At 53.2% G+C, this 21,075-nt stretch carries 15 protein-coding genes; 2 read left to right on the forward strand and 13 right to left on the reverse strand.

Translation table 11 applies throughout. The features are described from left to right. Nucleotide 1: 1 nt before the first annotated feature. From nadD to ACJA3I_RS10825, 7 genes are all read right to left on the reverse strand, one after another. Nucleotides 2-634, reverse strand: coding sequence for a nicotinate (nicotinamide) nucleotide adenylyltransferase (gene nadD, locus ACJA3I_RS10795; RefSeq protein ID WP_458863851.1), 633 nt, complete (start codon nt 632-634; stop codon nt 2-4). Then, nucleotides 627-920 (reverse strand): YhbY family RNA-binding protein, encoded by a 294-nt coding sequence (locus ACJA3I_RS10800; RefSeq protein ID WP_458862604.1) that lies wholly within the window; start codon nt 918-920, stop codon nt 627-629. The genes nadD and ACJA3I_RS10800 overlap by 8 nt, the downstream gene beginning before the upstream one ends. Next, nucleotides 917-1,522, reverse strand: a complete 606-nt coding sequence (rdgB, locus tag ACJA3I_RS10805) for an RdgB/HAM1 family non-canonical purine NTP pyrophosphatase (RefSeq protein WP_458862605.1) — start codon at nt 1,520-1,522, stop codon at nt 917-919. Before rdgB ends, ACJA3I_RS10800 begins: the two co-directional genes overlap by 4 nt. Next, nucleotides 1,519-2,244 (reverse strand): ribonuclease PH, encoded by a 726-nt coding sequence (gene rph / locus ACJA3I_RS10810; RefSeq protein ID WP_458862606.1) that lies wholly within the window; start codon nt 2,242-2,244, stop codon nt 1,519-1,521. Before rph ends, rdgB begins: the two co-directional genes overlap by 4 nt. A gap of 58 nt (nt 2,245-2,302) precedes the next feature. Then, nucleotides 2,303-3,208 (reverse strand): signal recognition particle-docking protein FtsY, encoded by a 906-nt coding sequence (gene ftsY / locus ACJA3I_RS10815; protein WP_458862607.1) that lies wholly within the window; start codon nt 3,206-3,208, stop codon nt 2,303-2,305. A gap of 27 nt (nt 3,209-3,235) precedes the next feature. Further along, on the reverse strand, nt 3,236-6,829 hold the full coding sequence (gene smc, locus ACJA3I_RS10820) for a chromosome segregation protein SMC (RefSeq protein ID WP_458862608.1): 3,594 nt from the start codon (nt 6,827-6,829) through the stop codon (nt 3,236-3,238). Between the two features lie 212 nt (nt 6,830-7,041). Beyond that, nucleotides 7,042-7,479, reverse strand: a complete 438-nt coding sequence (locus ACJA3I_RS10825) for an Lrp/AsnC family transcriptional regulator (RefSeq protein ID WP_458863852.1) — start codon at nt 7,477-7,479, stop codon at nt 7,042-7,044. 265 nt (nt 7,480-7,744) lie between these two features. Here ACJA3I_RS10825 and ACJA3I_RS10830 point away from each other — a divergent pair, with 265 nt between their 5' ends. Both ACJA3I_RS10830 and ACJA3I_RS10835 read left to right on the forward strand, forming a co-directional pair. Further along, on the forward strand, nt 7,745-9,166 hold the full coding sequence (locus ACJA3I_RS10830; protein ID WP_458863853.1) for an aspartate ammonia-lyase: 1,422 nt from the start codon (nt 7,745-7,747) through the stop codon (nt 9,164-9,166). 37 nt (nt 9,167-9,203) lie between these two features. Next, nucleotides 9,204-10,427 carry an NAD(P)-dependent malic enzyme gene (locus tag ACJA3I_RS10835; RefSeq protein WP_458862609.1) on the forward strand — a complete coding sequence of 408 codons (1,224 nt, stop codon included), beginning with the start codon at nt 9,204-9,206 and terminating at the stop codon, nt 10,425-10,427. 416 nt (nt 10,428-10,843) lie between these two features. On the opposite strand, the gene ACJA3I_RS10840 is transcribed toward ACJA3I_RS10835, so the two are convergent. From ACJA3I_RS10840 to rnc, 6 genes are all read right to left on the reverse strand, one after another. Further along, on the reverse strand, nt 10,844-12,916 hold the full coding sequence (locus tag ACJA3I_RS10840; RefSeq protein ID WP_458862610.1) for an elongation factor G: 2,073 nt from the start codon (nt 12,914-12,916) through the stop codon (nt 10,844-10,846). Nucleotides 12,917-13,035: 119 nt separating this feature from the next. Then, nucleotides 13,036-15,375, reverse strand: a complete 2,340-nt coding sequence (locus tag ACJA3I_RS10845) for a hypothetical protein (RefSeq protein WP_458862611.1) — start codon at nt 15,373-15,375, stop codon at nt 13,036-13,038. Between the two features lie 21 nt (nt 15,376-15,396). After that, complete coding sequence (rlmB, locus tag ACJA3I_RS10850) at nt 15,397-16,224, reverse strand: 23S rRNA (guanosine(2251)-2'-O)-methyltransferase RlmB (RefSeq protein ID WP_458862612.1); 828 nt, start codon at nt 16,222-16,224, stop codon at nt 15,397-15,399. Nucleotides 16,225-16,532: 308 nt separating this feature from the next. Then, on the reverse strand, nt 16,533-19,265 hold the full coding sequence (locus ACJA3I_RS10855; RefSeq protein ID WP_458862613.1) for an S-layer homology domain-containing protein: 2,733 nt from the start codon (nt 19,263-19,265) through the stop codon (nt 16,533-16,535). Nucleotides 19,266-19,385: 120 nt separating this feature from the next. Continuing rightward, the gene (locus ACJA3I_RS10860) at nt 19,386-20,375 is read right to left on the reverse strand and encodes an elongator complex protein 3 (RefSeq protein ID WP_458862614.1); all 990 of its coding nucleotides are present in this window, start codon (nt 20,373-20,375) and stop codon (nt 19,386-19,388) included. Next, nucleotides 20,372-21,052 carry a ribonuclease III gene (rnc, locus tag ACJA3I_RS10865; protein ID WP_458862615.1) on the reverse strand — a complete coding sequence of 227 codons (681 nt, stop codon included), beginning with the start codon at nt 21,050-21,052 and terminating at the stop codon, nt 20,372-20,374. The genes ACJA3I_RS10860 and rnc overlap by 4 nt, the downstream gene beginning before the upstream one ends. Between the last annotated feature and the right edge of the window lie 23 nt (nt 21,053-21,075).

Genomic DNA, 21,075 nt, shown 5'->3' on the forward strand with positions numbered 1-21,075 from the left:
GTTATCCTCCGATCTGATATAACCCCTGCTGCCGAATGTATCTCTCTATTTTGGCGGGCAGCATTCCCGCTTCTGCCGCGGTTCCCGCTTCCAGTTCCCGCCGCAGCTGTGTGGAACTGATTTCAATGATCCTGCCCCGCAGCAGATCGGTTTCAATGCCGATCTCCCGGCGCAGTTTTTCGGCGAAATCCATTATTTTTTCTTTTTCCACCGGTGAGCGGGCGGCCACCGCCAGGCGGCAGCATTTTGCGATCACATCGATGTTTTTCCAGCGGTCAAAGCTGAAAAACATATCCGTTCCCATCAAAAGCCATTTGCTTGCCCGGGGGAATTCTTCCGTCAGCTGCTGCATGGTCTGCCAGGTATAACTGGTGCCGCCCCGCCGGATCTCAAGATCGCAGGCTTCCGTTTTAGGCAGATCTTCGGCCAGCAGCTTCACCATTTCCAGCCGCTGCTGCGCCGTGGCCGAATCTTTCGGAAGCGCTTTATGGGGGGGCTGGCGCGTGGGGATCAGCAAGAGCTTGTCCAGCCTGAGTTGCTCCACGCAGGCGCTGGCCGCCCCCGCGTGGCCGCTGTGCGGTGGGTTGAAAGTGCCGCCAAACACGCCCAGCCGCAAAACGGTTTCGTTATGCATCAAAATCGATGACCGGCTTTTTCTCATTGCGCTTGAAAATGACGAAGCGCGAACCGATACACTGCACGGGTTCGGCGTTCATTTCGGCGCAAAGGGCTTCACAGGCCTCGCGGGCCGAAAGCAGCGCGCTTTCCAGCACACGAACCTTGATCAGCTCTTTGTTGCTGATGGCCTCTTCCGCCTGTTTGACAACGCTTTCCGTAATGCCGCCCTTGCCGATCTGCATCACGGTATCCAGCGTGTTGGCCATCGATCTGAGCTTTGCTCGTTGTTTCGAAGTAATCATTCATGTTCTCCCGATTTCATCATGTTCTCCAGCAGGGTCGAAAAGCGTTCCAGCGCTTTTGCCCTGTGGGATATTTTATTTTTCAGTTCCTGCGGAATTTCGGCGAAGGTGAGGCCCTCTTCCGGCAGATAAAAAACCGGATCATAGCCAAACCTGCCCGCGCCGCGCGTTTCGTTCAGAATTTCGCCGGGGCATTCCCCGCGGCAGCAAAGCTCTCTGCCATCCGGAAAAACGCAGGCAATGGCCGAAACGAACCGCGCCTGCCGCCGCCCCTGAGGGATCTCGCTCATATTTTTCAGCAAAAACGCCACACGGTCTTCATCGCTCCCGGGGCAATAGCGGGCCGAAAAGATGCCCGGTGCGCCGCCCAGCGCTTCCACTTCCAGCCCCGAATCATCCGCCACCGCCGGCAGGCCCGAAGCTTCACAGGCCGCCCTTGCTTTGATCCTGGCGTTTTCTTCAAAGGTCTTGCCGGTTTCTTCGGGGTTCGTGTGGATGCCCGCTTCCTGCTGAGAGATCACCGCAAGGCCCATGCGCTCTAAAATCTGGCCCAGTTCCCGCAGCTTTTTTTCATTGTTCGATGCCAGAACGAACCGCTTCATATCAGGTCTCCGATGATCTCTTTTTGCGCCGCCATCAGCTGGGCGATGCCCTTTTCGGCCAGCGCATAAAGCTGATCCAGTTCCTGTTTGCTGAAAGGCCGTTCTTCACCGGTGCCCTGCACTTCGATGATGTTGTTTTTATCATCCATCACAAAATTGCAATCCACCGCCGCGCTGCTGTCTTCCACATAGCAAAGATCCAGCAGCGGCGTTTTGCCCTGTAAGCCGCAGCTGACCGCCGCCACATAACCCGAAATGGGCAGTTTATGAAAAACGCCCTGCGCCTTCATTTTTTCAAGCGCCAGAACCAGCGCCACAAAGCCGCCCGTGATCGAAGCGCAGCGTGTGCCGCCATCGGCCTGGATCACATCGCAATCGATGGTGATGCTGCGTTCGCCCAGCGCATCCAGATCGGTGACCGAACGCAGCGCGCGGCCCACCAGCCTTTGAATTTCCGCGCTGCGGGGCGAAAGCTTCAGCTTTGCCACATCGCGGCTGCCTCTTGTATGGGTGGCGCGGGGCAGCATGGAATATTCCGCCGTGACCCAGCCGCTGCCGCTGCCTTTTTTAAACGGCGGCACAGATTCTTCCACCGTTGCGTTGCAAATCACCTTGGTATCTCCGCATTCGATCAATACCGAGCCTTCGGGATATTTGATATAGTGAGGCGTGATGCGAATGGGCCTCATCTGGTCTTGTGTTCTTCCATCCTGTCTTGGCATTGTGTTCTCCTTCTATAAGGTTTCCGTTCTCTTGAAATTTTTCCTTTTTTTGCTTTCTTTATTCAAAAAACGCCTTTACAAATTCGCCCGCGTCGAATTCCAGCAGATCATCTGCCGTTTCGCCCACGCCGATATATTTGATGGGCACATTCAGCCGCGCGGAAACATTGATGGCAATGCCGCCCTTGGCCGTGCCATCCAGCTTGGTGATCACAAGCCCTGTCAGCGAAGCCGCCTGATTGAACTGTTCCGCCTGGGTAAGGGCGTTCTGCCCGGTGACGGCATCCAGCACGAGAAGGGTCTCTTTATCGGCCCCGGGCAATTCGCGGTCGATCACGCGGTTGATCTTGGAAAGCTCGTTCATCAGGTTCTGTTTGTTATGCAGCCTGCCTGCGGTATCACAGATCACCACATCCGCGCCGCGGGCTTTTGCCGCCGTGATGGCATCGAAGATCACCGCCGCGGGGTCGGCGCCTTCGCTGTGGCGAACGATATCGGCGCCGCATCTCTGGGCCCACACGCCAAGCTGATCGGCCGCCGCTGCGCGGAAAGTATCTGCCGCCGCGAACAGCACTTTTTTGCCTTCCGCCGTCAGTTTCTGGCCCAGTTTGCCGATGGTGGTGGTTTTGCCCACCCCGTTGACGCCGATGACCAGAATCACCGAAGGCTTTGTGGTGAGCTTCAGCCCCTCGTTGGGAGTCATTTTCGAAGTGAGGATCTCGCACAGCGCTTCCATGATCTCTTCGCGGGTGGTGAAATTTTTCTTTTTGGCCAGTTCTCTCAATTCATCAATGGTTTCAGAAGCCGTCTGCGCGCCGATATCGGCCAAAATCAGCGCATCCTCCAGTTCTTCCAACAGTTCGTCATCCACTTTGCGGAAAACCGCCAAAACGGAATTGATGTTTTCTTCCACATTGCTTTTTGTTTTCTTCAATCCCTCGCGGATCTTATCAAAAAAGCCCATAGTCTTCTCCTTATTGCTCGTTATTTATCAGACGCGGCTGCCCGCGGTTTGGTTGGCTGTTTTCCCCAATTTTTTCTCGATCTCATCCAGCTGCAGCGGCAGCAGTTTTGTGACGCCCTGTTCCTGCATGGTGACGCCATAAAGGATATCGGCCCCTTCCATGGTGCCGCGGCGATGCGTGATGAGGATGAACTGGGTGTTCCCGCAAAGTCTGCGCATATATTCCACATACCGCTGCACATTCACATCATCCAGCGCCGCTTCGATCTCATCGAGCACGCAGAAAGGCGTGGGGCTCACCTTCAAAATGGCAAAATACAGCGCAATGGCCACGAACGCCTTTTCACCGCCGGATAACAGCGAGATGGCGCGGCGGCTTTTGCCCGGCAGTTCCACACGGATCTCGATGCCGCAGTTGAGCACATCGCTTTCATCTTCCAGAATCAGCGTGGCGCTGCCGCCGCCGAAAATTTCGACGAAGGTGGTTTGAAAATTTTCATTGATCTTTTCGAATTCCGAGGCAAAGATCTTTTTCATCTGCTCTGTCAGGTCGCGGATGATGCCGCCCAATTCCTGCTTGGCGTGTTCCAGATCTTCGCGCTGGGCCTTCAAAAACTCATAGCGTTCTTTTACTTTTTCATATTCCTCAATGGCTTCCAAATTGATGCTGCCCAGCTTGCGGCTTTCTTCCTTCAATCTGGCGATGGATTTTTGCGCTGCGGAAAGGCTTTCCAGCGGGATACAGATGGCGGCGGCGGTGGTTTTCGTCAATTCATAGGTTTCCCATAATTTATCAAAAATCTGCCGTTCCTCGGTTTCCGCCTGTTCCTTTTTGTTTTCCAATCGTGCGCGTTCGCGCTCCATCATCAAAAGCTCATTGTTCTGTTCCTGATTTTCTTTTTCGGCCTGCACGCGGCGGGCCTCAAGGCCCATTTTGGCTTCCAGCAGCGCGGCGATGGTCTCTGTCTGGGCGCCGGCCGCCGCCTCTTTGGCTTCGGCTTCTTCCCGCTTGCCGTTCTTTTCGGCTTTCAGCTGTTCCGCGTGGGCATAAAGCTCGGCGATGCGCTGTTCTTTTTCTTCACGGCCGCCCTGCAAAGCTTCGATCAGGGCTTCCAGATCTTCTAAAGAATGCCGCGCTTCGGCCTGCTGGGTCTCGGCCTGTGCGCGCTGCATCTGCCATTCATGCTGCTGCGCTTCCAACCGTTCCAGCTGTTTTTCCTGCCCCAGCAAGGCGCTTTTTGCCAGGCCGATCTGCCGGCTTTGCTCCTGCTGCTGCTGTTCCAGTTCGGTGCGGTTCCATTCCAGTTCTTCCAGGCGCTTGCCGATCTCTTCCAGGCGCGTTCCCGCGCTTTGCTGTTCTTTTTCCAGCCCTGCGAAAGCGGTTTCCATGCTTTCCAGCAAAACGGCATGCTGCTTCTGCTGGGCTTCCAGCCCCAGAAGCGCTTCGCGGGCGTTGGTCTCTTCCTGCTGAGAGATCATGCGCTCGTTTTGCGCTTTCAAATATTCCTGCTGTGCCAGCGCAACGGCCTGTTTCAGCTGCTGCAATTCTTTTTCGGCGTCTTCCTGCTGCTGCCGCAGTCTGGCGATCTCGTTTGCGCGCGAAAGCATGCCCGTGCTGCGGTTGAGGCTGCCGCCCGTCATGGCGCCCGAAGGGTTGATCAGCTGGCCATCCAGTGTCACAAGGCGATATTGATATTTCGTTTTTTTGGCCAGATCGATGGCGTGATCCAGCGTATCCATCACCGCGGTGGCGCCCAGCAGGCTGCTGACCACGGCGCGATATTCGTTTTTGGTTTTCACCAGTTCATCGGCCATGCCCAAAAATCCGGGTTCTTCTTTGCGAGGTTGGGCGCTGCGGCGTGGTTTCACCGCCGTCAGCGGCAAAAAGGTGGCTCTGCCGAACTGGCGCTGTTTCAAATAGCCGATGGCGGCCTTGGCGTTTTCTTCTTTTTCGGTGACGATGTTGGAAAGCGCGCCGCCCAGAGCGATCTCGATGGCCACGGCGTATTCGTCTTTTGTGGCGATCAGCCGCGATACCGGCCCGTGAACGCCCTGCAAAACGCCCTTTTCCGCCGCGATCAACACTTCTTTCACCGCGCGGCTGAAGCCTTCATATTCGTTTTCAAGCGATTGCAGCAAATTGAGGCGATCCGCCTGTGCGGCGTGCCTGCGGTGCTGCTCTTCCGCCTGCCTCATCAGCTGATCCAGCTTATCTTTGCGGCTTTTTTCTCTTAATAAAAACCCGCCGGCGCGGTTGCCCGCGGCGATCTCATTTTCTTTGGTCTGCTCGATCTCCTGCTTCAGGCGGCGGGCGTTTTCCTGTTCCTGCCGTCTTTTTTCAAATGCGCGATCGATCTCTTCGGTGATGGTTCCGCTGCGGGCCTGAATTTCCTCAACGCCCGAGCGCAGCGCCGCGGCGGTGACCCCCAGCGCGTTTTCCTGCTGCTGCAGCAGGCGGAGGGCTTCTTCTGCTTCATCGCAGGTTTTGCGCGCTTCTTCCAGGCTCTTTTTTTGCTCGGCGCGCTTTAAAAGCAAAGCGTCGCGGGTCTCTTCCTGCCGGGCGATCAGTTCTTCCAGCTCTTTCAGCCGCCCAAGGCGCTGCTGTCTTTGCTGTTCCAAAGTTTCGCCGCGGCTTTCCTCTGCTGAAAGTTCCTGCTTCATGCGGCGGGCGTTTTCTTCTTCGTTGGCGGCGTTGGCTTCCAAAATGCCGATGGCGGCCTTCAGCTCGGCGGCCTGCGCTTTCAACTGCTGTTCTTTCAGCCGCGCCTGTTCCGCTTCGCTTTCTTTTCGGCGCATTTCTTCGGCAAGCGCCTCGCTGCGGGCATAGCCTTCCTGCAGCTGCCTTTTTCTGGCCGAAAGCATGCGTTCCGCGTTTTCATAATCCACTTTCAGTTTTCGGGCCTCTTCGTGGATGGTTTCCAGCTGCTGCATCCAAACGGAAACCTCCAGCGAGCGCAGTTCATCCCGCAAAAGCAGGAAACGCCGGGCTTTTTCCGATTGAAGGCGCAGCGGTTCCACCTGGCCTTCCAATTCTGTTAAAATATCGCGGATCCTGACCAGATTTTCTTCGGTCGCTTCCAGTTTATGTTCTGCTTCTTCTTTTCTATAACGGAATTTTGTGATTCCCGCGGCTTCTTCAAAAATTTCACGGCGGTCTGTGCTTTTCACAGAAAGGATCTCATCGATCCTGCCCTGGCCGATAATCGAATAGCCGTCGCGGCCCAGGCCCGTATCCATGAGCAGTTCATGGATATCTTTGAGGCGCACCGCTTTTTTATTGATAAAATATTCGCTTTCCCCCGAACGGTACAGCCTTCTCGTGATCGCCACCGTGTCATAATCCACCGGCAGCGAATGCTCGCTGTTATCCACCGTTAAAGTGACTTGCGAAAAGCCCATGGGCTTTCTTTTTTGGGTCCCGCCGAAAATCACATCTTCCATGCGCGCCCCGCGCAGTGTTTTTGAAGATTGCTCCCCCATCACCCAGCGGATCGCATCAACGATATTGGATTTTCCCGAACCGTTAGGGCCGACGATGGCGGTGATCCCGCTGCTGAACTGCATGGTCACTTTATCGGGGAACGATTTGAACCCCTGCACTTCCAGTTCTTTCAGATGCACCGTCTCACCCCTTTTCTTTAGATATACCTTTTTATTTTAACAATTTCGAGCATTCTTTTCAATTCATTCTTTTGAATTCTCACAAAAAAGGTGATATTTCCTGCCAAAACGCCGAAAACCTTTTTTTCTTGCTTTGCCGCCGGCCTGTTTTAATGATTTTTTCGCAGAAAAAAGCCGCCCTTTTTCGAAAGAGCGGCATGATTTTTCGTTTTTTATAGATGGGGTTCGATCTCACGCTTTTCGATGACCTGAGAAAAAACGATCTGCGTCTGTGTTTTCCCCATTTTCTGAACCTTGGCCACAAAGCTATCCAGCTGATGGGTGTCGGGGAAGCACGCTTTCATCAGCATGGAATAGGCCCCCGCCACATGATAACATTCCACCACGCCTGCATAAGACGAAATAAAATCATAAAAAGCCTGCTGACGCTCGGGCGGCAGCACCACATTCACAAACGCCACGATATGATAGCCCAGCTTGTTGGGATCGACCACCACGCGATAGCCCGTGATGATGCCCGATTTTTCTAACCGTTCAATGCGCGCAGAGACTGCCGGCGCAGATAAAAACACCTGCTCCGCGATCTGTTTCAAGGGCATTCGAGCGTTTTCGCCCAGCAAAGATAATATTTTTTTGTCGATCAGATCCATCATTCTATTCTTCTCCGCAATCACACTCAGTTTGAACATTTGCTTTCATTGTATCAGAAATCCTTTATAAAATAAAGTACCTTGCGAAAAATGATTTATAAAACCAACCCGCAGGCCCCAACTTTTTTGATTTCTTTCGTCTTTTTGCTTTTCCCTTACACTTTGGGCCGAAATGCTGTATTCTGTTGCAGGCGGAAGAGAAAAAAAGATCCGCTTTCTGACACAAAATAATCTAATATATATTGGGAGGCAAAACCTTATGTCCATCAAAACAAGAACGGAAGCTGACTCCATCGGCACTTTAGAAGTACCTGTTGACGCATATTACGGTGTTCAATCCCTGCGCGCAAAGATGAATTTCCCCATCACAGGCCACCCCATGCACAGAAACCTGATCATCAGCCTGGCGCAGATCAAAAAAGCTTCGGCGCAATCGAACCTGCGCGCCGGCAAGCTGGAAGAAAAAATCGCCAAAGCCATCATGCAGGCTTGCGATGAGATCATCGACGGCCAGTTCCACGATCAGTTCATCGCCGATGCCATTCAGGGCGGCGCCGGCACTTCTGCCAACATGAACGCCAACGAAGTGATCGCCAACCGCGCCATCGAAATTCTGGGCGGCCAGAAGGGCGATTATTCCATCGTTCACCCCAACGACCATGTGAACATGGCGCAATCCACCAACGATGTGTTCCCCACCGCCGGCAAACTGACGATCCTCTCGCTGCTGCCCGGTGCTCTGGTTCAGCTCAACCGCCTGTATGATGCGCTGGAAGTCAAATCCAAAGAATTTGACGATGTGGTGAAAATGGGCCGCACCCAGCTGCAGGACGCAGTGCCAATCCGTATGGGCCAGTCTTTCCATGCTTATGCTTCCGCTGTCAAGCGCGACATCGCCCGTTTGCATAAAGCCGCAAAAGATATGTGCGTTCTGAACATGGGCGCCACCGCCATCGGCACCGCCATCAATGTCAGCGCCGATTATCTGGATCATATCGTTTCCGATATCAGCGACATCACAAAATATCCCGTTGTTCAGGCTGAAGATCTGATCGACGCCACACAGAACCTGGATGGTTTCGTGAATGTTTCCGGCATCATCAAGACCTGCGCCGTGACGCTTTCCAAAATGTCCAACGACCTGCGTCTGCTTTCCAGCGGCCCCCGCACAGGCCTCAACGAAATCAACCTGCCCCCGAAGCAGAACGGCTCTTCCATCATGCCGGGCAAAGTCAACCCCGTCATCCCCGAAGTTGTCAGCCAGGTTGCTTTCAACATCATCGGCAACGATACCACCATCACACTGGCCGCCGAAGCCGGTCAGCTTGAACTGAACGCTTTTGAACCCGTGCTGTTCTATAACCTGTTCGAATCCATCGAAACACTGACAGGCGCCGTTTCCACCCTGATCGACAACTGCATTCTGGGCATCACCGCCAACAAGGAACATTGCCTCGAACTGCTGGAACACAGCGTTGGCATGGTCACAGCCCTCTGCCCCTACATCGGTTATAAGAAAGCTTCCGATATCGCGAAAGAATCTCTGAAGACCGGCGTGCCCGTTCGCAAGCTGGTTGTTCAGAAGGGCATCGTCAGCGCAGAAGAAGTGGATAAGATCCTCGATCCGTTCAAACTGACCTTCTCTGAAAAAGAGCTGGATGAACTGAAGAAATATCAGACGAAATAACAACCGTTGACCATCATTGATTGGAGGAACATGACTTATGGATTATGCAGCAGAAGCATTAAAGCTCCACAGCGCCCTGAAAGGCAAGCTGGCGGTAACAAGCAAAGTCAGTGTCAATTCAAAAGATGACCTTGCCGTTGCCTATACCCCCGGTGTTGCGGAACCCTGCAAGAAGATCGCCGAAGATAAGGCGCTGGCTTATGAATACACCATGAAGCCCAACTATATCGCGGTCGTTTCCGACGGCACCGCCGTTTTGGGCCTGGGCGATATCGGCCCCGAAGCCGCAATGCCCGTTATGGAAGGCAAATGCGTGCTGTTCAACACCTTTGCCGGCATCAACGCCGTGCCGATCTGCATCGGCACAAAAGATGAAGACGAGATCGTGAAGCTTGTCAAGCAGCTTGAACCTTCTTTCGGCGGCATCAACCTCGAAGATATCAGCGGCCCCCGCTGCTTCGGCATTGAACAGCGCCTGAAAAAAGAAATGAACATCCCCGTGTTCCACGACGATCAGCATGGCACAGCCGTGATCGTTCTGGCGGGTCTCATCAATGCTCTGAAAATTCTGAAGAAGCCTTTCTCTGAAACAGAGATCGTCATCAGCGGCGCCGGCGCCGCGGGCATCAGCATCGCCCGCCTGCTGAACGCTTATGGCGCAAAGAATGTGATCCTCTGCAACCGCCGCGGCGCTTTGGTCGCCGGTGCGGAAGGCTTGAACAAAGAACAGTCTGCCGTTGCGCTGGAAACCAACAAGAACCACGAAAGCGGCAGCATTGCCGATGTTCTGCGCGGCAAAGATGTGTTCATCGGTGTTTCTGCCCCCGGCCTTGTCACCCGCGAGATGGTGGCTTCAATGAATAAAGATGCCATCGTGTTTGCTCTGGCCAACCCCGTTCCCGAAATTTACCCCGAAGAAGCCCTCGCAGGCGGCGCCCGCATCATCGGCACAGGCCGCAGCGATTTCCCCAACCAGGTCAACAATGTTCTGGTGTTCCCCGGCATTTTCCGCGGCGCACTGGATGCCATGGCTTCGGATATCAATGAAGAAATGAAGATCGCCGCCGCTGAAGCCATCGCTTCCATCGTAGAGCCCGAAAACCTCTGCGAAGATTATGTGCTTCCCGCCGCGTTCGACCCCCGCGTTGGCCCGCAGGTCGCCGCCGCTGTGGCGGTTGCCGCCGCCAAATCCGGCGTAGCCCGCAAAGTGCTGACTTTTGAAGAAGAACACGCTTACGCAGAACAGATGATGAAACACTAATCATTGTTTTTCTTAAGTAAAACTCAAATTTTGCTTTCTTTTCGTAAGCAGAATCTTTGATATTTTTTCTTTCTTTGAAAACATTTTCTCTCGCTTTACCCTTTTGCCGAATTTCGGTATGATAGTTGCGAGAGAGAGAATCGTTGAATACGATTAATGCACACAGTCATATATAGAAACAGCGCCGTGATCTCGGGAGGGTCACGGCGCTGTTTCTTTCTTTATAAAGGTAATCTTGCTTTACATATCGCAAATGTTTTTCGGCTTCCGTGCTTTCGTTTTTCAAAGGAATCGCCAAATCGCAAAAACCGTTTCAGCCGCACAAGCAAACCGGCCTAAATGCCTCATGCAAAATTGCCTGCTCAGAACAACAAAACAGGGCGTGCAGCTTTATGCTGCACGCCCTTGCTCTTTGTTTATTCTTCTGTATCCACAAACTTGCTTTCTTCGATCACTTTTTGCTGAACAGCCGGGGGTGCTTCCATATAGCGTTCAAATTCGAAGTTAAAGGAGCCTCTGCCCTGTGTCATCGATCTCAGATCCAGCGCATATGTGCTGATCTCTGCCATCGGCACTTCAGCCACCACTTCCTGCTCGCCCTGGCCCATGGGGTTCATGCCCAGAATACGGCCGCGGCGTTTGTTCAAATCGCCGATCACATCGCCCATGCAGCTGTCGGGAACATAGACCTTCATGATTCCCACCGGTTCCAGAATGCAGGGGTTCGCCTGCGGGATGCCCGCCTTGTATGCCAGCCTTGCGGCCATCTTAAACGAAAGTTCGTTGGAATCCACATCGTGGTAAGAACCGTCTGTCAAAATGGCTCTCAGCCCCACCAGAGGGTATCCGGCCAATACGCCGTGGACCATGGCCTCGCGGATGCCTTTTTCGACCGCGGGATGGAAATTCTTCGGCACACTGCCGCCGAAAGTTTTTTCTTCAAACAAGAAATCGCCTTCGGTATACGGTTCAAAGGTCATTTTTACATGGCCATACTGCCCGTGGCCGCCGGATTGTTTTTTATGCTTGCCTTCCACATTCACGCTCTTGCGGATCTTTTCGCGATAAGGCACTTTGGCGTCTGTCAGTTCCACTTCTACGCCAAATTTATTTTTCAGCTTCGAGCAAAGCACATCCAAATGGATATCGCCCGCGCCGCTGATGATCATTTGATGGGTCTCTGTGTTATTCGAAACCTTGAAAGCGGGGTCTTCATCGCGCAAACGGGCCAAACCGGCGGCGATTTTTTCTTCATTGCCCTTCACTTTCGGTGCGATGGCCTGGGAATAGTTCGGGGTGGCAAACACAATGGGTTCCAGTGTGATGCCCAGCCCGGGCGCCGCAAGTGTATCGCCTGTTTTGGTTTCGTTCAGCTTGGCCACCGCCGCGATATCGCCGCAGTTGACCTCTGTGATCTCTGTATTCTTCTTGCCGCATACCGAATAGATATGGCCCAGCTTTTCAATATTGCCGGTGCGCACATTTTGCAGCGACATATCGGCAGTCACTTTGCCGGAAACCACTTTGAAATAAGAGAATCTGCCGTATTGATCGGCAATGGTTTTGAAAACGATGGCCATGGGTTTGCCATCGGCATCAAATTTCAGTTCCATGGGTTCGCCGTTTGCATCTGTGGCATATTCGGGAAGCCCTTCATAGGGGATCGGCGCATAGTCGATCAAGGTTTTGATCAGCTGCAGCGAGCCGACGCCTGTATAAGCACTGCCGCAGCAGACCGGGGTGATCGCGCCCGAAAGCACGCCCTGATGCAGCCCATGCAGTAATTCTTCTTCTGAAAATTCTTCGCCGTTGAAGAATTTTTCCATCAAATCTTCCGAATTGGTGGCTACGCTTTCCACCAGCGCGTCGCGCAGGCGATCGATCTTTTCCTTTTTGCTGTCGGGCAGAGGCACTTCCGTGATCTTGCCGTCGATGGATTTAAACGCTTTGCGCGTCACGATATTGATGACGCCCGCGGGGCGGTTTCCGTCTTCGAACAGGGGGATGACAAACGGCGTAACGCTGTTGCCGAACTGCCCGCGCAGATTTTCATAAACATTGTCAAAGTTGGCGTTTTCTTCATCGATCTTCGAAACATAGAAGAAACTGGGCAGCTTTCTGTTGCGCACCATCTTCCACGATTTTTCTGTGCCCACATTCACGCCGTCTTTTGCCGAAACAACGATGATGCCGCATCCGGCCACGCGCAGAGCCTGTGTCACTTCACCCGCAAAATCGAAATAGCCCGGGGTGTCGATCACATTGATCTTATAGCCCTGTGTTTCCACCGGTGCCAGCTTTGTCTGAATCGAAATCTTTCTCTTTATCTCTTCCGGATCAAAATCACAAACCGTCGTTCCATCCGAAACTTTACCAAGGCGGTCAATATTTCCGGTTACATACAGAAGGCTCTCTACCAGAGAGGTTTTACCATCTCCGCCGTGCCCAAGCAGACAGACATTTCGAATCTTATCAGTCGTATACACCATATTGCTTTTCTCCTTCATGTAAAGTGATATGCGAGAATCTATTTGTTATTATATAATAGATTTTTGCTTTTTACAATGTTTTTGTTTGGTCACTTTTACATAAAGATTCCGTGGAAAGTTTAATATCTCGACGAAATAAAACTCTTCAGCCACACCGGCAAATACCACAGCAGCAGGTAAAGCAGGGCGTTGTAAGGGCACCCCGCGGCATAATTATTGGTGGAGGAAAGATAGAACATCAGCAGCATGCCGATGATGCCCGCCGCCGCCGAACAGGCCACATTGAAATGAACGGCCGAGCAAAACCGCCGCGCGGCGGTGATGCAATCGCAGAATGTCAGCATCGTGTTGCGTGAAAGCAGCGCCAGTGAAGGGCTTTCCGTTTCCGCCGCCGCGCCGCCCGAAAGGCGCAGCCTTGTTTCGATATCGGGCATCGTGACATTGCCGCTGCGCAGGCCGAATTTGCTTTCGATCATGGGCGGGATCAGGTTGAAATCGCGCGTGGCCAAAACAGGCTTCAAACGCCCCGTTTTCAAAACACTGAAGCCCGAAAGGCCCTGGGGCTGGGCTTGATATTTCAGCGCGAAGACCCCCGCGAAAGCGCCGTTGATGGCGATGAACACGCCGCTTTTGATGGTGAGCCCTTCCGTCACATGGATGCCCATTCTGGTCAGAAACCCGGCTGTGCCGCATAAAACTTCATCGCTGCCGATTTTGGCGCTCATGCCGCCGCTTTCATAATATTCGATGGAAGCCGGTTCCGGAACGAAAATATATTGCTGTTTGGCAAAATCATTAAAAGCAAAGCCAATTCCCCCGCCCACGCGGCCCAAAACGGCGGCGGCGGTGGCCACCACTTTTTCCAGCGTCTGGTTTTTGCCCACCTTCATGCCGCTGATGGCGACACTGCCCTGCGGAAAAAGATCGCTGTCTGTCAGCGCGGCTTTGTTGGCCTTCTGCATCTGCCGCGCCGCGTCATAGCTGAGCATCGCCGTGCCGGAAGTGAACAGCTTTTTGCTGATGCGTGAACCCGGCGAGGTGGTGGAAAGCAGCAGCCCCACAGGCGCGGCAACGCTTGAAATAGCCGCCAGCGCGGGCAAGAAATTGCCGGGCTGCTTTTTGGCGAAACTGGCCATCACGGCCAGCGCCAGCACCGCCGCAATGGCGATAGGGGCATAGATCGCCCCAATACGCTGCGTCATATCGCTGCGCGATATAACAGAAAGGTCTGTATCCATCGTGCCCTGCACTTTATACAGGATGTTTTCTTTTTCGAGTTCTTCCAACCGGATATGCACAGGGGAATTGCTCAAGATGGCGGCTTTATAAGTGCGCCGCAGCATCAGCAGGCGGCATCGTTTGCCCACCAGCGCCGCAAACAGCACCAGTTGGGCCACATAGCCATAATCAAACACCTGCGCGGGGGGCTTGAGGGCAATGGCCAAAGAATGAGCCATGGCCGCCGCGGCGGTGATCGTTACCAAAGAATCCAGCGTCGGGCGGATATGCGCAAGGCGATAAAGCCCCGCCGCCAAAATATCGGAAGCGCAGAGCAGCGAAGCCGCCAGCAAGCAGCAGCGGAGCAGCAAATAAAGCTGCGGCGCGCTGGCATAAGTCAGTTTTTCGGGGATCGGCAGGTTGGGGATATTGGGCAGCTGCATCAGCAGCACCGAAAGCCCCAATAAAACAAGCTGCCAGATGGCGCGAACGGTCACGCGGCGGATCTTTTTGCCCAAACGGTTGATATTATGGGGAATATCTTCGGGATCGGGCTCAAAAAGGAAATCTTCTTTCAGCGGCTCTTCTTCTTCCTCTTCTTCGCCATATTCGCCGTAATCTTCTTCATTGCCCCAGCGGTTGGCCGCATCGGGTTCTTTTTTCCAGAATAAAAAGCGCCGCCCTTGCACCGCGCCCTCTTCCGGGGCGGCTTCTTCGGGTTCTTCGCCGGTCTCGCCGGATGAAAATTCTTCCTGCGCGCTTTCCTGCCGGGTTTCTTCTTTGCGGCTCTGCTTTGCGGATGGCGGCTTTTCCTGCCGCTCGGCCTGCATCTGCCGTTCCTGCTCTGCCAGGCGGCTTTGTTCTTCTTTTTCTTTTTTAAACTGTTCGTTTTCGATAATGCGGAAACGCGAACGCGGCGCGGCCTCATCGGGTTCGGGCTGCGCCCGGGGCGTTTTTTCTTCTGTTTTATCGGGCGCTGCCTGCTTTTCGGCGCCGGTCTGTGTTTCCTCTTCTTCAGAAGCGGCGTTCTGCGGCGTTTTTTGCCCGCCCACGGATGTTTGCGCAGTTTTCTGCCCGTTACCCTTTGGCTGCTGTTCTTCCTGCAAACGGCGGTTTTGGGCTTCATCTTTCATTTCTGCCAAATCCATGGCATCCAAGCCGCTCATTTCGGTGGCTTTGAATTCCGCAATAATATCATCAACCGAATAGGTGGTTTCTTCTTCGCCGGGATACTTGCTCACTGCGTTCACATCCTTGCTTTGTTACATTCTTTTTCTCACGGCTTCAAATAAAAGGATCGCCGCCGCGTTGGAAGCATTCAGCGAGGGGATATGCCCCTTTTGCGGGATGCTCACCACGAAATCACATTCTTTTTTCACCAATGCGGAAATGCCTTCGCCTTCGCTGCCGATGACCAGCGCCGTGGCCCCCGCGAAATCGGCGTCATACAAGCTTTTGTCGCCATCCATATCGGCGGCATAAATGAAAATCCCCTGTTTTTTCAGTTCCTGCACAGTGGAAGCGATGTTGGCCACCTTCGCCACGGGCAGATGTTCCAGCGCGCCCGCCGCGGCTTTGGCGCAGGCGGCGTTTAGCCCCGCGCTTCGGCGGCGCGGAATGATGACGCCGTGTGCCCCCGCGATTTCGGCCGTTCGGATGATGGCCCCCAGATTATGCGGATCGGTGATGCCATCGCAAAGCACCAGCAGCGGCGCTTCGCCGCGCTGTTTGGCCAGCGCCAGCATATCTTCCACCGAGCGATAGGCCACGGCCGCCGCCATGGCGATGATGCCCTGGTGAGAACCGGTCACGCTCATGGCATCCAGCTTGCGTTTATCGATTTCCTGCGCTGTAACGCCCTGTTTTCGCGCCAGCGCGATCAGATTGCCGATGCTGCCCAGCGCGCCCGCGTGGAAATAAATTTTATCGATCTCGCGGCCGCTGCGCAGGGCTTCGCCCACCGCGTTGCGCCCTTCAATGAGGTTTTCATCTTCTTCGCCCAAAAGCGCGGCTCTCTGGGCGTTTTTCTGCAGGGCGCGCGGTTTTCTATTTTTATAACTGTCGTTTCTTTTTTTTGTTTCTTCTTTCATGGTGATCCTCCGCCATTTATAAACATTTCGAACTTATTGTTTATTATAACAGATTCCGTTTGAAAATAGCACCCCCGTTTTGCAATGTTTCCTTTGTTTTCGGCGGATTTCTTTTTTCTTCGCCGGGGCCGCGCCGCCCCGAACCGCCCGCAATTTGTGGATTTTTTTTATAAGAGAACAGCATCAAAAGCGCGGCAGGCTTTGGCCGCGCTTTTGATGCTGTTCTTGTAAATGCGCAAACATGAAAAAGAAAGGGCAGCCAATCGGCTGCCCTTTCAAAGGTTTTGCTGTTAAATTGAGAAACTCAATTAAGCAACAGTAGCAATGTTCATTGCTGCGCCGTCAGCTTCGCAGATGATCTCTTTGATGGTGACAACACCGTTAGAAACGGAAACTTTCACCAATACGGAGTTCGCAGCGCCATCAGACTTCACAATAGAACCGCCTTCGACAACTTTGTAGCTGCCGCTGTTTTCATCAACAACAGTTACCTTCACATCGGAAGCAACTTTCATAAACTGGCCGTTCATGAAAGCATCTGTGGAGTTGACTGCTGTCAGATTGCCTGTGTACCAAACTTTGCCTGCGGCATAGTTTGTAGCATAGTTTGTGTCACTTGCAGCAGCAGTTGCTGTGATCACATTTGCCGTTGCATAGCCATCGGTCACTGTGTATTCGATAGCTTTATTCTTCAGGCCTGCCAGAGTAGATGTCATATCTGCATCAGCCGATTCCGGAGTGCCATAGGAGAAGGACAGTGTATCAGCCTTGCCGTTTGCCCACACAGGCAGAGTTACAACATATTTGTCGCCGACTTTGCCGATGTAAGAGGGAGAACCTGTTACGAAAGCATTCGCCTTGTCGCTTGTTACGCTGGCGATGTCGTTCAGAACGCCAAACACCAGAGTGCTAAAGCCGTTGATGCTCTTAGAAGCATACTGGTTGCCGTCGATAGCCTGCAGATCAGCCAGTTCAGAGCCCTTCACAATTTTATAAGTTGTGCCGCTCTTTGCAAAGAACACAGCGTCAGCCGCGACTTTATAAGCGGAACCACCGATTGTAGCAACACCTGTCTTGCTCACATAAGAGCCATCCGCTACTACGCCTTCCTTGTTTACATAAGTCAAGCTGCCCGATGCGCCTGCAGGCAGAGCCTTCAGCACGATCTTGGTGTTATTGTCTGTCAGAGAATAACTAAAGACAGGCTGTGTTGCCAAATTAGCATTCAATGCAACAGCATCATTCTTTAAGCCACCAGCCGAAGTGCTCTCGTTCAGAACATATTCAGCAATTGTGCCGTCTGCATGCAGAACCTTCACTTTGTAAGTGGTTGTGCCATAAGAAGTAGTGCTGTCTTTACCGATCACATAGACCAAGTTGTCAACATTGACGCTTGTGTCAGCGCCCTTAGAGAACACGACATACTTGCCATCGGTATAGAAAGTCTTGTCGGAACCGGCGTTGCTACCAGATGTTTTGTTCCAGTTGTAACCTGTCATAGCGTTGGAGGACAGGTTATAGTTGGTTGTGCCAACTTTAACTGTGTCAAAATAAGTATTGCCCTCCACGACCGACAGGGTGTAACCTGTAGCAGCTTCAGCAACCTTTGTTGCCAGCTTCACATCATAAACCAGTTTGCCGGAAGTTGTGTTTTCTGTGATCGCAACAACATCATCCTTAGCAACTGTATCTACGAAGTTCAGATACTTGGTGTAATTGGTTGCATTCGATTTATTGAAATCGATGCCAGTGCCAGCGCCATTATCCAGTTTGAATGTAGATGTGGCATTCTTCACTGTGAAGGTAGAAGTAGCGGAATCGTTGGTATCAACGATTGCATAGATGGGCTTTGCGTCAAACTTTGCGATTTCAAAGTAGCCGTCGCCATTGTTGTCGATCAGAGTAACATTTCTGTTATCTTTCATCTTGAATGCTTCAACAGTGATATCAGCACCAGCTTTTACATTGTTGGTGTAAGATTCCAGAGTTTTTGCGCCATAAACAGTCTTTGCATAGCCATCAAACGCGATCGCCAGTGTGCTATCGGAACCGGAAACTGTGATAGCATTCACAGGCAGAGTTTTAACAACAACATTCTTCGCCGCGATCACAGAATAGATCTTAGCAGCGTTGTCAACCTTATCGTCTGTTCCCATCTTGTAGAACACTTTGACTTTTTCGCCCAGCAGGTTTGCCAGAGGAGTAGCAGCCTTCGCGTCGTCATAAGCGATGCTGGCAGTTACAGTGTTGGTCAAGCCAGTAATTGCTTTGATCGCAATCTGATTGTCATCTTTGCTTTTCAAAGTGGCATTAACATTGCTGCCGCCCAGCTTGTTGATGTTTGTTTCAGTCAGCTGGCCTTCAACAGAATACAGCTTCAGGTTCTTCTGAGCGTATGTCAGATTGCTGACAACCAGTTCGCCCTTGGAATAAGTGATGGAATATGCATTCAGAGCATTGACCATCAGGCGAGCTGTCCACTCTCTGGGAGTAGGAGCCAGAACAGAAGGTGTGAAGGAAGTGAAGATGCCGGCTTCCTGGCCATCAGCCAGAACATTTGCCTGCCAGCTTGCGCCGGTGTAGCCCTGTTCGGAAGCTTTGTAGCCAACCAGAGTCAGCAGCATTTTGCCCAGCTCAACGCCGGTAACGGGGGATGTGGGAGCAAATACGGATTTGCCGTTTTCCATCCAGCCGTTGATGATGCCGATAGAAGCACAGTAGTTGATGTAGCCTTCGCTCCATCTGCCGGACTGCACATCGCTGAACAGGTTCATGCCCTTCCAGCCTGTGGCGCCGTCATCTGTGCCGCCGTTTTTCAGGACGTAAATCATCTTTGCGGCCTGTTCACGGGTAACAGTATCGGTAGGATTCAGATTGCCGTTCTCATCGCCCTTTAAGACGTTGAGAGCCTGCATCAGTTCGACGTCATTTGTCAGATCAGAGTTGATTTTGTCTTGATCTTTGAAAGTGGCGCCGGCCATCATTGTGAATGCCATAGCACACACCAAAGACAGCGCAAGAACTTTTTTCAGAGTTCTCATGTATAGTTCCTCCTATAAAAATTTTTTCTGGGTGATATCCACCCTTCGTTAGCTATGATAGCAGACCTTTTTTTCCATTTCAAGGGGGGTGGGCCCTTTGTAACATAAGTGTAACATTGCCTATCGGCCTGTGCAGCGCAGTGCTTCGCTTTGGCCGGGTTCTTCACGCACCGTCAGCTTTTTATCGGGCCAGCGCGCCGCGAAATAGGCCATATTGCTGTTTTTCTGCCCCCGCAGAAGCGAAAGCCTGCCTTGGGGCACCGTCAGCAAAAGGGCAGATTCTTCGCGCGCCGCGATCAGTTCATCGGCTTTGCGCCGCATCAGCCGCGAGCGCACGATCTCGCCCATGGCGGGGTGATAAGCGCCCGCCGCCACCGCGCCGCCCGAAAGCTCTTCGGTGGGGTTCAGCCCGATTCTGATCACGGGGATGCCCGCTTTTTCGAAGCATTCCAGCGCATCGGCGCACCATTCGGCGGCTTCTTCCACCGAAAGGGGCTGATATTCCCCCCGGCGCATGCTTTCATAAAGCGCGGTGTCTTGCAGCACACAGACGGGATAGATCCTCACGCCGTCGGGCTGCAGCGCGCAAAGCGCCTGCGCTGTGCGGCGGCATTTTTCGCGGCTATCCAGCGGAAGCCCCGCCATCATCTGCAAAATCACTTCGAACCCTGCCTGTTTCAAAAGCCGCGCCGCTTCCTGCGTTTGGCGGGCGGTGTGGCCGCGGCGCGAAGCCAGCAGCACTTCATCCTGCATCGATTGTGCGCCCAGCTCCACGGTCTTCACCCCATAGCGCTTCAAGCGTTCCGCCGTTTGCCCATCGATGGCATCGGGGCGGGTGGAAACGCGGATGCTCTCACAGCGGCCGTCTTTCAAAAAAGGCGCCGCGGCCCCGAGATATGCTTCCTGCCGGCCCGGTTCCAGCGCGGTGAAGCTGCCGCCGTAAAAGGCGATCTGCGGGTCCTTTGTTTTGGCCAGGGCTTCTTCGATCTGCCCCGCCACCTCCTGCGGCGTGGGGGGCGCGCAAGAGGTGATCTCTTTCTGGTTGCAGAAAACGCAGGCGCAGGGGCAGCCCAGATGGGGGATGAACACAGGGATCAGCGTGTTTCTCATTGCCCCATCAGTTCCAGCGCGATGCGGGCGGCGTCTTGCTCGGCTTCTTTTTTGCTGCGCCCGATGCCCTCGGCGATGATATTGGAATTGATGAGCAGTTCAATGACAAAGCGCTTGTCGTGATCGGGGCCGGATTCTTCTTTTAAACGATAGGTCAGGGTCTCTTCGCGGTTTTTCTGGATGATCTCCTGCAGGGTGGTCTTATAATCCAGCGGATGACGCATGCGCGACATTTCGAGGGCTTTTTCCTGGATATAGCCCAGAATAAACTTTTTGGCGCTTTCCATGCCGCCATCCAGATAGATGGCCGCGAGCATCGCTTCCACCGCATCGGCCAGCACCGAGGGGCGCTTGCGCCCGCCGCCGGCTTCTTCGCCGTGGCCCAGCAGCAGGTAATCGCCCAGATGCAGCCGTTTGGCATATTCATAAAGCGATTTTTCGCAAACGATGGATGCGCGAAGCTTGGTCAGTTCGCCTTCGGGCATGGCGCGGAAATTCTCATAAATATATTCCGCGCAGATGAACCCCAGCACGGCGTCGCCCAGAAATTCAAGCCGCTCGTTGCTGTGGATGCCCTTTTCGCGGTTCTCGTTGGCATAAGAGCTGTGGGTCAGCGCGTTTTCAAGCAAATGCGTGTTCTGAAAGGTATGCCCTGTTTCGGGCTGTTTGATCGACATGGTGTTTCCTCTTTTCTGTTATA

This window comes from Acidaminobacterium chupaoyuni (genome assembly GCF_047936785.1).
Lineage (GTDB): Bacteria > Bacillota > Clostridia > Oscillospirales > Butyricicoccaceae > Acidaminobacterium > Acidaminobacterium chupaoyuni.

What these genes read in the sequence shown, in the direction of transcription:
- nadD (WP_458863851.1), bottom strand. Translation starts at nt 634, where the DNA reads ATGCATAACGAAACCGTTTTGCGGCTGGGCGTGTTTGGCGGCACTTTC.
- ACJA3I_RS10800 (WP_458862604.1), bottom strand. Translation starts at nt 920, where the DNA reads ATGATTACTTCGAAACAACGAGCAAAGCTCAGATCGATGGCCAACACG.
- rdgB (WP_458862605.1), bottom strand. Translation starts at nt 1,522, where the DNA reads ATGAAGCGGTTCGTTCTGGCATCGAACAATGAAAAAAAGCTGCGGGAA.
- rph (WP_458862606.1), bottom strand. Translation starts at nt 2,244, where the DNA reads ATGCCAAGACAGGATGGAAGAACACAAGACCAGATGAGGCCCATTCGC.
- ftsY (WP_458862607.1), bottom strand. Translation starts at nt 3,208, where the DNA reads ATGGGCTTTTTTGATAAGATCCGCGAGGGATTGAAGAAAACAAAAAGC.
- ACJA3I_RS10825 (WP_458863852.1), bottom strand. Translation starts at nt 7,479, where the DNA reads ATGGATCTGATCGACAAAAAAATATTATCTTTGCTGGGCGAAAACGCT.
- ACJA3I_RS10835 (WP_458862609.1), top strand. Translation starts at nt 9,204, where the DNA reads ATGGATTATGCAGCAGAAGCATTAAAGCTCCACAGCGCCCTGAAAGGC.
- ACJA3I_RS10840 (WP_458862610.1), bottom strand. Translation starts at nt 12,916, where the DNA reads ATGGTGTATACGACTGATAAGATTCGAAATGTCTGTCTGCTTGGGCAC.
- rlmB (WP_458862612.1), bottom strand. Translation starts at nt 16,224, where the DNA reads ATGAAAGAAGAAACAAAAAAAAGAAACGACAGTTATAAAAATAGAAAA.
- ACJA3I_RS10855 (WP_458862613.1), bottom strand. Translation starts at nt 19,265, where the DNA reads ATGAGAACTCTGAAAAAAGTTCTTGCGCTGTCTTTGGTGTGTGCTATG.
- ACJA3I_RS10860 (WP_458862614.1), bottom strand. Translation starts at nt 20,375, where the DNA reads ATGAGAAACACGCTGATCCCTGTGTTCATCCCCCATCTGGGCTGCCCC.
- rnc (WP_458862615.1), bottom strand. Translation starts at nt 21,052, where the DNA reads ATGTCGATCAAACAGCCCGAAACAGGGCATACCTTTCAGAACACGCAT.